Source organism: Agromyces mariniharenae, from assembly GCF_008122505.1.
GTDB lineage: Bacteria > Actinomycetota > Actinomycetes > Actinomycetales > Microbacteriaceae > Agromyces > Agromyces mariniharenae.
In genome coordinates, this window is the sequence record NZ_VSSB01000002.1 from 32,493 (window position 1) to 44,108 (window position 11,616).

The 11,616-nt window shown below is 71.7% G+C and carries 12 protein-coding genes and 1 tRNA gene; 9 read left to right on the forward strand and 4 right to left on the reverse strand.

The window, feature by feature from the left end; translation table 11 throughout:
- Nucleotide 1: 1 nt before the first annotated feature.
- The 4 genes from FYC51_RS13425 (at nucleotide 2) to FYC51_RS13440 (ending at nucleotide 4,879) form a co-directional block, all read left to right on the forward strand.
- Nucleotides 2–1,930 carry an ABC-F family ATP-binding cassette domain-containing protein gene (locus FYC51_RS13425; RefSeq protein ID WP_148734329.1) on the forward strand — a complete coding sequence of 643 codons (1,929 nt, stop codon included), beginning with the start codon at nucleotides 2–4 and terminating at the stop codon, nucleotides 1,928–1,930.
- Nucleotides 1,931–2,196: 266 nt separating this feature from the next.
- Nucleotides 2,197–3,099 carry a MetQ/NlpA family ABC transporter substrate-binding protein gene (locus tag FYC51_RS13430; RefSeq protein WP_148734330.1) on the forward strand — a complete coding sequence of 301 codons (903 nt, stop codon included), beginning with the start codon at nucleotides 2,197–2,199 and terminating at the stop codon, nucleotides 3,097–3,099.
- Nucleotides 3,100–3,191: 92 nt separating this feature from the next.
- The gene (locus tag FYC51_RS13435) at nucleotides 3,192–4,220 is read left to right on the forward strand and encodes a methionine ABC transporter ATP-binding protein (protein WP_148734331.1); all 1,029 of its coding nucleotides are present in this window, start codon (nucleotides 3,192–3,194) and stop codon (nucleotides 4,218–4,220) included.
- Entirely contained in the window at nucleotides 4,220–4,879 is a 660-nt protein-coding gene (locus FYC51_RS13440; RefSeq protein WP_148734332.1) for a methionine ABC transporter permease, read from the forward strand. Before FYC51_RS13435 ends, FYC51_RS13440 begins: the two co-directional genes overlap by 1 nt.
- A gap of 180 nt (nucleotides 4,880–5,059) precedes the next feature.
- Here the strand turns inward: FYC51_RS13440 and FYC51_RS13445 are convergent, their stop codons facing one another.
- Nucleotides 5,060–5,551 (reverse strand): MarR family winged helix-turn-helix transcriptional regulator, encoded by a 492-nt coding sequence (locus FYC51_RS13445; protein ID WP_148734333.1) that lies wholly within the window; start codon nucleotides 5,549–5,551, stop codon nucleotides 5,060–5,062.
- A 141-nt stretch (nucleotides 5,552–5,692) separates the two neighbouring features.
- On the opposite strand from FYC51_RS13445, the gene FYC51_RS13450 reads away from it, so the two are divergent.
- The 5 genes from FYC51_RS13450 (at nucleotide 5,693) to FYC51_RS13470 (ending at nucleotide 10,453) form a co-directional block, all read left to right on the forward strand.
- Nucleotides 5,693–5,764, forward strand: a tRNA-Gln gene (locus FYC51_RS13450).
- 1 nt (nucleotide 5,765) lies between these two features.
- Nucleotides 5,766–7,223: a bifunctional UDP-N-acetylglucosamine diphosphorylase/glucosamine-1-phosphate N-acetyltransferase GlmU gene (gene glmU, locus FYC51_RS13455; protein ID WP_148734334.1), complete on the forward strand. Its 1,458-nt coding sequence runs from the start codon at nucleotides 5,766–5,768 to the stop codon at nucleotides 7,221–7,223.
- Between the two features lie 35 nt (nucleotides 7,224–7,258).
- Nucleotides 7,259–8,236, forward strand: coding sequence for a ribose-phosphate diphosphokinase (locus FYC51_RS13460; RefSeq protein WP_148734335.1), 978 nt, complete (start codon nucleotides 7,259–7,261; stop codon nucleotides 8,234–8,236).
- An 8-nt stretch (nucleotides 8,237–8,244) separates the two neighbouring features.
- Nucleotides 8,245–9,945: a long-chain-fatty-acid--CoA ligase gene (locus FYC51_RS13465; RefSeq protein ID WP_148734336.1), complete on the forward strand. Its 1,701-nt coding sequence runs from the start codon at nucleotides 8,245–8,247 to the stop codon at nucleotides 9,943–9,945.
- Between the two features lie 4 nt (nucleotides 9,946–9,949).
- Nucleotides 9,950–10,453, forward strand: coding sequence for a hypothetical protein (locus tag FYC51_RS13470; protein WP_148734337.1), 504 nt, complete (start codon nucleotides 9,950–9,952; stop codon nucleotides 10,451–10,453).
- A 13-nt stretch (nucleotides 10,454–10,466) separates the two neighbouring features.
- Here FYC51_RS13470 and FYC51_RS13475 read toward each other — a convergent pair whose 3' ends face one another.
- The 3 genes from FYC51_RS13475 to FYC51_RS13485 are packed head-to-tail and all read right to left on the reverse strand — an operon-like array spanning nucleotide 10,467 to nucleotide 11,526.
- Complete coding sequence (locus FYC51_RS13475; protein WP_148734338.1) at nucleotides 10,467–10,826, reverse strand: hypothetical protein; 360 nt, start codon at nucleotides 10,824–10,826, stop codon at nucleotides 10,467–10,469.
- Nucleotides 10,823–11,161 carry a DUF202 domain-containing protein gene (locus FYC51_RS13480; RefSeq protein ID WP_187432663.1) on the reverse strand — a complete coding sequence of 113 codons (339 nt, stop codon included), beginning with the start codon at nucleotides 11,159–11,161 and terminating at the stop codon, nucleotides 10,823–10,825. Before FYC51_RS13480 ends, FYC51_RS13475 begins: the two co-directional genes overlap by 4 nt.
- An 11-nt stretch (nucleotides 11,162–11,172) precedes the next feature.
- The gene (locus FYC51_RS13485) at nucleotides 11,173–11,526 is read right to left on the reverse strand and encodes a YidH family protein (RefSeq protein ID WP_148734340.1); all 354 of its coding nucleotides are present in this window, start codon (nucleotides 11,524–11,526) and stop codon (nucleotides 11,173–11,175) included.
- Between the last annotated feature and the right edge of the window lie 90 nt (nucleotides 11,527–11,616).

Sequence of the window (11,616 nt, forward strand, 5' to 3'; positions counted from 1 at the left end):
CATGGCACACCTCCTCGGCGCTGAGCGCCTGCACCTCGAGTTCCCGACGCGCACGGTCTTCGACGAGATCACCCTCGGCATCGACGAGGGCGACCGCATCGGCGTCGTCGGCCGCAACGGCGACGGCAAGTCGACGCTGCTCAAGCTGCTCGCGGGTCGGCTCGAGCCCGACGGCGGGCGGGTCACGCACCGCCGCGGCATCCGGATCGGGATGCTCGACCAGGCCGACGCGGTCGACCCGGGACACACGGTCGCCGAGGCCGTGGTCGGCGGCATCGAGGAGCACGTCTGGGCGGGCGACGCGAAGGTGCGCGACGTCATCGGCGGCCTGCTCGCCGACGTGCCGTGGCAGGCGCAGGTCGCGAGCCTCTCGGGCGGCCAGCGCCGGCGCGTCGCGCTGGCGGCGCTGCTCATCGGCGACTGGGACGTCGTGTTCCTCGACGAGCCCACGAACCACCTCGACGTCGAGGGCATCGCCTGGCTGGCGCAGCACCTGAAGGCCCGGTGGGCCGCGGATGCCGGTGCGCTCGTCGTCGTGACGCACGACCGCTGGTTCCTCGACGAGGTGTGCACCGCCACATGGGAGGTGCACGACGGCATCGTCGAGCCGTTCGAGGGCGGCTACGCCGCGTACGTGCTGCAGCGCGTGGAGCGCGACCGGATGGCCGCGGCATCCGAGGCCAAGCGGCAGAACCTCATGCGCAAGGAGCTCGCCTGGCTGCGCCGCGGCGCGCCGGCGCGCACCTCGAAGCCGAAGTTCCGCATCGAGGCGGCGAACCAGCTCATCGAGGACGAGCCGCCCGCGCGCAACCCGATCGAGCTCAACCGGCTCGCCGTGTCGCGCCTCGGCAAGGACGTCGTCGACCTGCTCGACGTCTCGGTCGTCTACCCCGTGACGGATGCCGCGCCGGACGCGCCCGACGAGAAGACCGTGCTGCACGACCTCGAGTGGCGCATCGCACCGGGGGAGCGCACCGGCATCCTCGGCGTCAACGGTGCCGGGAAGTCGACGCTGCTCGGACTCGTGACCGGCGCGGTCGAGCCGACGACCGGTCGCGTGAAGCGCGGCAAGACCGTGAAGATCGCGACGCTGAGCCAGGAGCTCGCGGAGCTCGCCGAGTGGAGCGAGCAACGGGTGAGCGCGGTCATCGCGGAGCAGCGCACGAGCTACACGATCGGCTCGGGCTCGAAGTCCGTCGAGCTCACCCCCGGACAGCTGCTCGAGCGGCTCGGGTTCACGAACGCGCAGCTCTCGACGCCCGTGAAGAACCTGTCGGGCGGTCAGAAGCGCCGGCTGCAGCTGCTGCTGATCCTGCTCGCCGAGCCGAACGTGCTCATCCTCGACGAGCCCACGAACGACCTCGACACCGACATGCTCGCCGCGATCGAGGACCTGCTCGACTCGTGGCCGGGCACGCTGCTCGTCGTGAGCCACGACCGCTACCTCATCGAGCGCGTCACCGACCGGCAGTTCGCGATCCTCGACGGGCACCTGCGCGACCTCCCGCGCGGGGTGGAGCAATACCTCGAGCTGCGGCGGCAGGATTCCGGTGGTCGAGGAGCGAGCGCCGAACGCACATCCGGTGGTCGAGTAGCGAGCGCCGAAGGCGCACGCGTATCGAGACCCGAACCTGCTGGTGCATCGGGTCTCGATACGCCTCCTTCGGGGGCTACTCGACCACCGATCACTGCGGCACCCGCGCTCGGCGGCGCCGAGCGCCGCGCCGCCGAGAAGGAGCTCTCGTCGATCGACCGCCGGCTCGAGAAGCTGCAGGCGCAGATCGCCGAACAGCACGAGCGGCTCGCCCGCCACGACCAGAGCGACTACGTGGGACTCGGCAAGCTCGGCGACGAGCTCGCGGGGCTCGAGGCATCCGTGGCGGAGCTGGAGACGCGCTGGCTCGAGGTGTCGGAGGCGCTCGAGGGCTGAGCCGGCGCGGCCCGGAGCACGCGGCGGGACGAACGATGTTCGTGTTGCTCGCAGCATCCGTCGTAACACAGCTTCACATCCGCAGGAACTGTGACCGATCGTGACCCCTCTGGCGCAGGCCCGAAGATCCTTCGCCTAACGTGGAGGTGCGCGCGCGTTCGCGGCATCGAAGCCCCCATCGTTCACCGACCGTGGCGGAGCCATGCCTGCTCCACGCACACCAGCACCCTGGACGCGCGCGCCCATGCGAAAGGGAGTCCACCGGAATGTCACGCACCAGCACCAAGATCCTCGCCGCGCTTGCGGCCCTTCCCCTGATCGCCGGCCTCGCCGCCTGCGCCTCGCCTGCAGCGGGCGACGCGGGCGCCGCGGCCGACGACGTCGTGAAGATCGGCGTCGTCGGCAAGGGCGACCCCCAGTGGGCCGCCTTCGAGGAGGCCGCGGCCGCCGAGGACATCCAGATCGAGATCGTCGACTTCGCCGACTACGCGCAGCCGAACCCCGCCCTCACCGAGGGCGAGCTCGACCTGAGCCAGTTCCAGCACATCGTGTACCTGGCCGACTACAACGTGTCGGCGGGCGAGGACCTCGCGCCGATCGGCTCGACGGCGATCTACCCGCTCGGGCTGTACTCGCTGAAGTACGACTCCGTGAAGGACATCCCCGCCGGTGAGACGGTCGCCGTGCCGAACGACGCCTCGAACCAGGCTCGTGCGCTGCTCGTGCTGCAGTCCGCCGGGCTCATCGAGCTGAAGAGCGGCGGCACGATCTTCTCCGACCTCGCCGACATCGACGAGGCGAACTCGAAGGTGAAGGTCACCGCGCTCGAGGCGTCGCTCACGCCGACGTCGCTGCCCGACGTCGCCGCCGCCATCATCAACAACGACTTCGTCGAGGACACCGGCCTCACGTTCGAGGACGCGATCGCGAAGGACGACCCGAGCGACCCGAACGCCCTGCCGTACGTGAACATCTTCGCCGCGCGCGCGGACGACACGGACGACGCGACCTACCTGAAGCTAGTCGAGATCTTCCAGACCGACCCGGCGGTGCAGGAGGCGCTCGTCGACGCCTCGGGCGGCACGGGCGTGCCGATCGTCACGCCGGTGGAGGACCTCGAGGACTCGCTCGCGAAGGTCGAGGCCGACACGAAGTCCGCCAAGGGCTGATCCGCACCACGATCCACGATCGATCGCCACGAGCGGGCGGCGGGCGCCGAATCGGCCTCCGCCGCCCGCCGCGGCGTGCGGAAGGAGCATCCATGGCCCTCGTGAGCCTCACCAACGTCACCAAGACCTACCCGGCCGCCGAGCGCGGCGGGGCGCCGGTCGTCGCCGTCGACGACGTCACGCTCGACATCGAGCCCGGCGACGTCTACGGCATCATCGGCTACTCGGGCGCGGGCAAGTCCACGCTCGTGCGCCTCGTCAATGCGCTCGAGCCCGCGACCTCGGGCTCCATCACCGTCGACGGGCGCGACCTGACGGCGATGCCCGAGCGCGAGCTCCGCGGCATCCGCCTCGGCATCGGCATGATCTTCCAGCAGTTCAACCTGTTCGGGTCGAAGACGGTGCAGCAGAACGTCGCGTACCCGCTGAAGGTCGCGGGCGCGTCGAAGTCGGAGATCGAGGCCCGAGTCGCCGAGCTGCTCGACTTCGTGGGGCTCGCCGACAAGGCGCGCAACCACCCCGACCAGCTCTCGGGCGGGCAGAAGCAGCGCGTCGGCATCGCCCGCGCGCTCGCCACGTCGCCGCGGCTGCTGCTCGCCGACGAGGCGACCAGCGCGCTCGACCCCGAGACGACGTACGAGGTGCTCGAGCTCCTGAAGCGCGTGAACCGGGAGTTCGGCGTGACGATCATCGTGATCACGCACGAGATGGACGTCATCCAGTCGATCGCGACGAAGGTCGCCGTGATGGACGGCGGCCGGGTGATCGAGCACGGCGACGTGTTCGACGTGTTCTCCGACCCGCAGAACCCGTCGTCGGCGCGATTCGTCTCGACGGTCGTGAAGGGCATCCCGTCGCCGGCGGAGCTCGCGGTGCTCCGCGAGCGGCACGAGGGCCGCATCGTCACGATCTCGTTCCGCGACGGCGACGCCTCGCAGGCCTCGGTGTTCCTCGAGCTCGGCGCGGCGGGCCTCGAGTTCGAGCTCGTGTACGGCGGCATCAACGACATCCAGGGACGCGCGTTCGGGCACCTGACGCTCGCGATCCGGGGCGCGGATGCCGCGATCGACGCCGCGCTCGCGAGCATCGGCTCCCGCGTCGACGTGACGGAGGCAGCCTGATGGATCGCCTGTTCGAACTCCAGGGCGAGTTCTGGGTCGCCGCCGTCGAGACCCTCTACATGGTGGCGCTCACGCTGCTCTTCGGCGGCATCGCGGGGCTCCTGCTCGGCGTCGCGCTCTACACGACGCGTCCCGGCAGCCTGCTGTCGAACCGCGTCGTGTACAACGTGGTCAACGTCGTCATCAACTTCTTCCGACCCATCCCGTTCATCATCTTCATCGCGGCCGTGCAGCCGCTCGCGCGGGTCGTCGTGGGCACCGGCATCGGCAACAACGCGCTCATCTTCGCGCTGTCGCTCGCGGCATCCTTCGCGATCGCGCGCATCGTGGAGCAGAACCTGCTCACGGTGTCGCCGGGCGTGATCGAGGCGGCGCGCGCGATGGGCGCGGGCCCGATCCGGATCCTCGTCACCGTCATCATCCCCGAGGCGCTCGGTCCGCTCATCCTCGGCTACACGTTCGTGCTCGTCGCGATCGTGGACATGACCGCGGTCGCCGGCCTCATCGGCGGCGGCGGCCTCGGCACGTTCGCGCAGGTGTACGGCTACCGCCAGTTCGAGCCGGTCATCACGTGGGCCGCCGTGCTGCTCATCGTCGTGTTCGTGCAGGGGGTGCAGTTCCTCGGCAACTGGCTCGCGCGCAGGGTGTTGCGGCGGTGACACGAGTCGCCGACGCGAGCTGCTGACGGGAATGCAGGAAGGATCCCGGGACACGCCGTCCAAGCATCCGCGACACGACGGACGGGGGCCGGTTCTTCCTGCATTCCCGATCGGAGCGTGCGCCGGGGAGGGAGAGCGTCGCGGCCAGAGCACCGCGACTCGGGCAGAGGAGCCCGCGGCTCAGTCGAACCCGAGGCTGAGCTTGCGCAGCAGCGCCGCGAGCCGCTTCTGCTCGGCCGCGGGCAGGCTCTCGAGCAGCTCCGACTCGGCGTCGACGAGCCGCGTGATGGCGGCGTCGACGCGGGTGAGGCCGGCCGGGCTCATCTCCACGAGGATGCCGCGCCCGTCGTTCGGGTCGGTCTGCCGCGACACGAGCCCGCGCTCGACGAGCCGGTCGATGCGGTTCGTCATGGTGCCGCTCGAGACGAGGGTCTGCTGCAGCAGCTGCTTCGGCGAGAGCCGGTAGGGCGTGCCCGCGCGCCGCAGCGCGGAGAGCACGTCGAACTCGGATGCCTCGAGCTCCGACCGTGCGAACGCCTGCCGCCGCGCGCGGTCGAGGTGCTTCGACAACCGCGCGACGCGCGAGAGCACCTGCAGCGGCGCGAAGTCGAGGTCGGGACGCTCGCGCTCCCAGTCGCCCACGATCCGGTCGACCTCGTCAGCATCGGTCATCCCGCCATCATCCCACCGCAGGGGTGCGACGGATGCCGCGCAGCTGCAGCCCACTGCAGGCCACGGCGAGCGGATGCCGCGGGGCCGCACGCGTGCGCCATGGCAGACTTGTGGGCGGCGCAGGGCCCGACCCCCGCGCAGTCCGCCATGGTGTAACGGCAGCACGACAGCCTTTGGAGCTGTGAGGACCAGGTTCGAATCCTGGTGGCGGAGCATGGACCAGCAACTCGCCATCATCGTGCTCGCCGCGGGCCAGGGCACGCGCATGAAATCCGCCACCCCGAAGCTCCTGCACCCCCTCGCGGGGTCGCCGATCGTGGCCCACGTGCTGCGCACGGCGCAGGCGCTCGACGCCGCCCACGTGATCGCCGTGGTGCGGCACGAGCGCGACCAGGTCGCCGCCGCCGTCGAGGCGACGCTGCCCGGCACGGTCGTGGTCGACCAGGACGAGATCCCCGGCACCGGGCGCGCGGTCGAGCAGGCCATCGCCGTGCTGCCCGACGACTTCGCGGGCGAGGTCCTCGTGCTGAACGGCGACGTGCCGCTCCTCGACGCCGACACGCTCGCCGCCTTCCTCGAGCGGCACCGCGGCCATGCCGCGCAGGCATCCGTGCTCTCGGCGTTCTACGACGACCCCACGGGCTACGGCCGCGTCGTGCGCGACGACCACGGCGCGTTCGACCGCATCGTCGAGCAGAAGGACGCGAGCGACGACGAGCGCGCGATCGACGAGATCAACGCCGGCATCTACGCGTTCGGCGCGGGCGCCCTTCGCGACCAGCTCGCGAACCTCACGACCGACAACGCACAGGGCGAGAAGTACCTCACCGACGTGATCCAACTGCTGCGCTCCGCGGGCTCCGAGGTCGAGGCCGTGCCCGTGTCGGCGCCGTGGCTCGTCGCGGGCATCAACGACCGCGCGCAGCTGTCGGAGACCGCGGCCCGCCTCAACGCGCTCATCGTGCGCGGCTGGCAACTCGCCGGCGTCACGATCGAGGACCCGGCCACGACGTGGATCGACCTCGACGTGAAGCTCGAGCCCGACGTGACGATCCGCCCCGGCACGCAGCTGAAGGGCGCCACGGTCGTCGCGACCGGCTCGGTGATCGGCCCCGACACGACGCTCGTCGACTGCGAGGTCGGCCGGGGCGCCGAGGTGAAGCGCACGGATGCCACGCTGTCGGTCATCGGCGACGGGGCGACCGTCGGCCCCTTCTCGTTCCTCCGGCCCGGCACGGTGCTCGGCGCCGACGGCAAGATCGGCGCCTTCGTCGAGACGAAGAACGCGACCATCGGCGAGGGCAGCAAGGTGCCGCACCTCTCGTACGTCGGCGACGCCACGATCGGGGTGCACTCGAACATCGGCGCGGGCTCGATCTTCGCCAACTACGACGGCGTGCGGAAGCACCACTCCGAGGTGGGATCGCACGTGCGCACCGGCTCGCACGGCGTGTTCGTCGCGCCCGTTAGGATTGCCGATGGGGCCTACACGGGCGCCGGCACGGTCGTCCGCAAGGACATCCCGGCCGGGGCGCTGGCCGTGAACGTGGCCCCGCAACGCAACATCGAGGGATGGGTCAGGACGCACCGACCCGGCACCGCGGCGGCCCAGGCGGCCGAGGCGGCCGACGAGGCATCCGGGCCCGAATCGCACGACGCAGCCGCCGACTGACGCACCGGCCCACGCGGGTGGAGAGGACACACCACATGTCGGGAATCGAGACCACCGGATCGAAGCGCCTCGTGCTCGTCTCCGGCAGGGCCCACCCCGAGCTCGCGGAGCAGATCGCGGAGGAGCTCGGCACCGAGCTCATGCCCACCGATGCGCGCACCTTCGCCAACGGGGAGATCTACGCCCGCTTCGACGAGAGCGTGCGCGGCACCGACGCCTTCGTGATCCAGTCGCACACGTCGCCCATCAACGAGTGGCTGATGGAGCAGCTCATCATGATCGACGCGCTGAAGCGCGCGTCGGCCAAGCGCATCACGGTCGTCTCGCCGTTCTATCCCTACGCCCGGCAGGACAAGAAGGGCCGCGGCCGCGAGCCCATCTCGGCGCGGCTCGTCGCCGACCTCTACAAGGCCGCCGGCGCCGACCGCATCATGTCGATCGACCTGCACGCGGCGCAGATCCAGGGCTTCTTCGACGGCCCGGTCGACCACCTCTTCGCGATGCCCGTGCTGCTCGAGCACTTCAAGGCGCGGCTCGACCCCACGACCCTCACGGTCGTCTCGCCCGACATGGGCCGCGTGCGCGTCGCCGACATCTGGAGCGACAAGCTCGGCGTGCCCCTCGCGATCATCCACAAGCGCCGCGACCCCCTCGTGCCCAACCAGGTGTCGGTGCACGAGATCGTCGGCACCGTCGAGGGCCGCGTGTGCCTCCTCGTCGACGACCTCATCGACACGGGCCGCACCATCGTGAAGGCCGCCGAGGCACTGAAGGCCAACGGCGCGATCGGCGTCGTCGTCGCGGCGACGCACGCGGTGTTCTCGCACCCGGCGGTCCAGATCCTGCAGAACGAGTCGATCGACGCCGTCGTCGTCACCGACACGCTGCCCATCCCGCCCGAGAAGCGCTGGGATCGCCTCACGGTGCTGCCCATCGCGCCGCTCCTGGCCCGGGCCATCCACGAGGTGTTCGAGGACGGCTCGGTGACGAGCATGTTCGACGGCGCCGCCTAGGCCGACCGATGGCCATCTCGACCCCGCGACCCTGGCTGGCCTCCTACGCCGAGGGCGTGCCCGACGACATCGAGGCGTTCGACGGGTCGCTCTACGATCTCGTGCGCGGCTCGGTGGAGCAGTACGGCGACCACGTCGCGCTGGAGTTCTTCGGCGCCACGACCACCTACGCGCAGCTCGGCGACCAGATCGAACGTGCGGCCGAGGGCCTGCGCATCCTCGGCGTGCAGAAGGGCGACCCGGTCGCGCTGGTGCTGCCGAACTGCCCGCAGCACGTCGTCGCCTTCTACGCGGTGCTGCGCCTCGGTGCCATCGTCGTGGAGCACAACCCGCTCTACACGCCGCGCGAGCTGCGCCACCAGTTCGAGGACCACGGCGCCCGCGTCGTGATCGCCTGGGACAAGGTGGTCGGCACCATCCAGGACTTCCCGGCGGATGTCGCGGTCCGATCGATCGTGTCGGTCGACGTCACCCGGGCGATGCCGTTCGTCACGCGGGCGATGCTGCGGCTGCCGATCGCGAGGGCGCGAGAGTCGCGGGCCGCGCTCACCACGAAGGTGCGCGGCACGACGCCGTGGCAGGAGCTCGTGGCATCCGCCCCCGTCGACGCGCACATCATCGGGCCCGAGGCGTCGGACGTCGCGCTCATCCAGTACACGAGCGGCACGACCGGCAGCCCCAAGGGCGCGACCCTGACGCACGCCAACCTCGGCGCGAACGCGGCGCAGGCCCGCGCGTGGGTGCCGCAGGTCGAGCGCGGCACGTCGGTCGTCTACGCCGTGCTGCCGATGTTCCACGCCTACGGCCTCACGCTGTGCCTGACGTTCGCGATGAGCATGGGGTCGCGCCTCGTGCTGTTCCCGCGGTTCGAGGCCGACCTCGTGCTGAAGGTCGTGAAGAGGCATCCGCCGACGTTCTTCCCCGCCGTGCCGCCGATCTACGACCGGCTCACGAAGGCGGCGGCGGCCGAGGGCGTGTCGCTGCAGGGCATCGAGATCGCCATCTCGGGTGCGATGCCGCTGTCGGCCGAGGTCGTCGAGCCGTGGGAGGCCGCGACGGGCGGCTACCTCGTCGAGGGCTACGGCCTCTCCGAGTGCTCGCCCGTGCTCATGGCCAATCCCGTCGCGCCGAGCCGCAAGGCGGGCACGGTCGGGCTGCCACTGCCCTCGACCGAGGTGCGCGTCGTCGACCCCGACGAGCCCACGCGCGACCGCGAGCCGGGCGCCGAGGGCGAGCTCATCGTGCGCGGGCCGCAGGTGTTCTCGGGGTACTGGCGCAAGCCCGAGGAGACCGAGGCCGTGTTCGTGCCCGCCGACGACGGCGGCGCCGACTGGTTCCGCACCGGCGACATCGTGGCGATCGACGACGAGGGCTTCGTGCGCGTGGTCGACCGAATCAAGGAGCTCATCATCACGGGCGGCTTCAACGTCGCGCCGAGCGAGGTCGAGGAGGCCGTCCGCGCCCACCCCGACGTCGAGGACTGCGCGGTGGTCGGGCTGCCCGACGAGCACTCGGGCGAGCAGGTCGTCGCCGTCGTGGTGCTGAAGGAGGGCGCGGCGTTCGACGCCGCCGCGATCCGCGAGTTCGCGCGCGCCGGGCTCACGCCCTACAAGGTGCCGAAGCGCGTCATGCAGGCCGACGACCTGCCGCGGTCGCTCATCGGCAAGGTGCTGCGCCGACAGGTGCGCAACGGGCTGCTCGAGGGCTGAGCCGGTGGGGTTCCTCTCGGGCGAGTCCGCGGGCGCGCTCGCGCGGCTCGTCGCGCTCGAGTCGAGTGCGTCGGGCGACGCGGATGCCGCGCCGCTCGAGCGGCTCCGCGGCATCCGTGCGCTCGCGGCCGCCCTCGAGGCCGACCCGGCGGCGCTTGCGGCCGTGCGGGGGGCGCTCGACGGCGGCGCCACGTGGGACGAGGTCGCGGATGCCGCGGGCCTCAGCGCGTCGGCCGCGAAGTACCGCTGGGCGGGTGGGGACGACGCCATCGCGGAGCGGCAGGAGGCGAGCCGCCGTCGCAAGCGGGACCGGCCGTCGAGCGTGCCGACCGACCTGCCCGGGCTCTCGGTGTCGGATGCCGCGAAGCGGCTCGGCGTGACGCCGCAGGCGATCTACCAGCGCGTGAACCGCGGGCTGCTCGAGGCGACCACCGTCGAGCTGCCCGACGGGAGGACGTACAAGCGCGTGTTCCTTCCCGACGTGGCGGAGGACGGCGCGAGCGACTGACGAGCGCGGACGCCTACGTGCGGACGCCCGTCGGCGCGGGCTGCGGGCCCGACGGCATGATGCCGAGGTTGGCCACGAGGCGGCTGCCGCCGTCGCCCCGGATCTCGTAGCACAGCCAGCCCGGGCCGCCGGGGCCGAAGAACTCGAACGCGACGCGGCCGCCCGCGGCATCCGTGTCGTAGCCGGCGACGACGACGGCGCACGTGCGCTCGGCCGAGGAGTGCGCCACGGCGACCGACGAGAGCACGAGCGGCATCACCATCGCGGCGAGGGCCACGAGGACGGCGATGCGCAGCACCCTGCGTCGCCGCTCGCCCGGCATGGGGGCCTCGTCGAACGGGTCGGGCTCGAGCTCGGGGTGGCGTTCGCTCATCGCCCGCCCTCCACGAGGATCGAGGCCACGCCGACCGCGCTCGCGACGAGCGTCGTGACTGCGACGCCGACGAGGACGCCGCGCGGCGGCGTGATCGTGAGCGTCTCGCCCATGAGCTGGCGACGGCGCACGGCGCCGACGGCGACCGCAGCGCCCGCGGCCGCGAACAGCAGCGCGCCCACCGCGAGCAGCGCGGGCTCGCCCGCAACGAAGCCCGCACGGAGCGCCAGGAGCGCGTTCACGGCGATCGCGAGCGAGGTGCGGACCCACGCAAGCGACGTGCGCTCGGGCTGCAGGCCGGGGTCACCGGTGGCGGGGATGCGGTAGGCGGTCACGGGAGCACCGTTCAGGACACCAGGAGGAGGAAGGTCAGCACGGCGGCGGTGAGCAGGCACGCCCCGGCGAGCGCCGGCAGGACCCAGCTGTAGGGGAGCGGGCGGCGCCGTCGGATCGCGATCTCGTTCGCGCGCCACCGCGTGTAGGACACGACGCTCAGCAGGGCCGCGATGAGGCCGAGCGCCACGGACACCGAGACGAGCACCACGCGCGGCTCGAGCGTCGCGGCGAACTGGTGCAGCAGCACGCCGCCGGCGAGGAGCGCGAGCGCCGTGCGGATCCACGCGAGGAACGTGCGCTCGTTCGCGAGCGTGAAGCGGTAGTCGGGGTCGTCGCCCTCGTGCTGCCACGCCGGTCCGCGCATCGACGCCCTCCTCGCCTCGGGCATCCAGCCTAATGCGAGGAGGGCGTCGCGGCTCTGGGCGCGGAACGGCGGATACCGGTGCGGTCGCGC

Excerpts from the sequence above, each read along its gene's own strand:
- FYC51_RS13425 (WP_148734329.1), top strand. The coding sequence starts at position 2 with ATGGCACACCTCCTCGGCGCTGAGCGCCTGCACCTCGAGTTCCCGACG.
- FYC51_RS13430 (WP_148734330.1), top strand. The coding sequence starts at position 2,197 with ATGTCACGCACCAGCACCAAGATCCTCGCCGCGCTTGCGGCCCTTCCC.
- FYC51_RS13435 (WP_148734331.1), top strand. The coding sequence starts at position 3,192 with ATGGCCCTCGTGAGCCTCACCAACGTCACCAAGACCTACCCGGCCGCC.
- FYC51_RS13440 (WP_148734332.1), top strand. The coding sequence starts at position 4,220 with ATGGATCGCCTGTTCGAACTCCAGGGCGAGTTCTGGGTCGCCGCCGTC.
- FYC51_RS13445 (WP_148734333.1), bottom strand. The coding sequence starts at position 5,551 with ATGACCGATGCTGACGAGGTCGACCGGATCGTGGGCGACTGGGAGCGC.
- glmU (WP_148734334.1), top strand. The coding sequence starts at position 5,766 with ATGGACCAGCAACTCGCCATCATCGTGCTCGCCGCGGGCCAGGGCACG.
- FYC51_RS13460 (WP_148734335.1), top strand. The coding sequence starts at position 7,259 with ATGTCGGGAATCGAGACCACCGGATCGAAGCGCCTCGTGCTCGTCTCC.
- FYC51_RS13465 (WP_148734336.1), top strand. The coding sequence starts at position 8,245 with ATGGCCATCTCGACCCCGCGACCCTGGCTGGCCTCCTACGCCGAGGGC.
- FYC51_RS13475 (WP_148734338.1), bottom strand. The coding sequence starts at position 10,826 with ATGAGCGAACGCCACCCCGAGCTCGAGCCCGACCCGTTCGACGAGGCC.
- FYC51_RS13485 (WP_148734340.1), bottom strand. The coding sequence starts at position 11,526 with ATGCGCGGACCGGCGTGGCAGCACGAGGGCGACGACCCCGACTACCGC.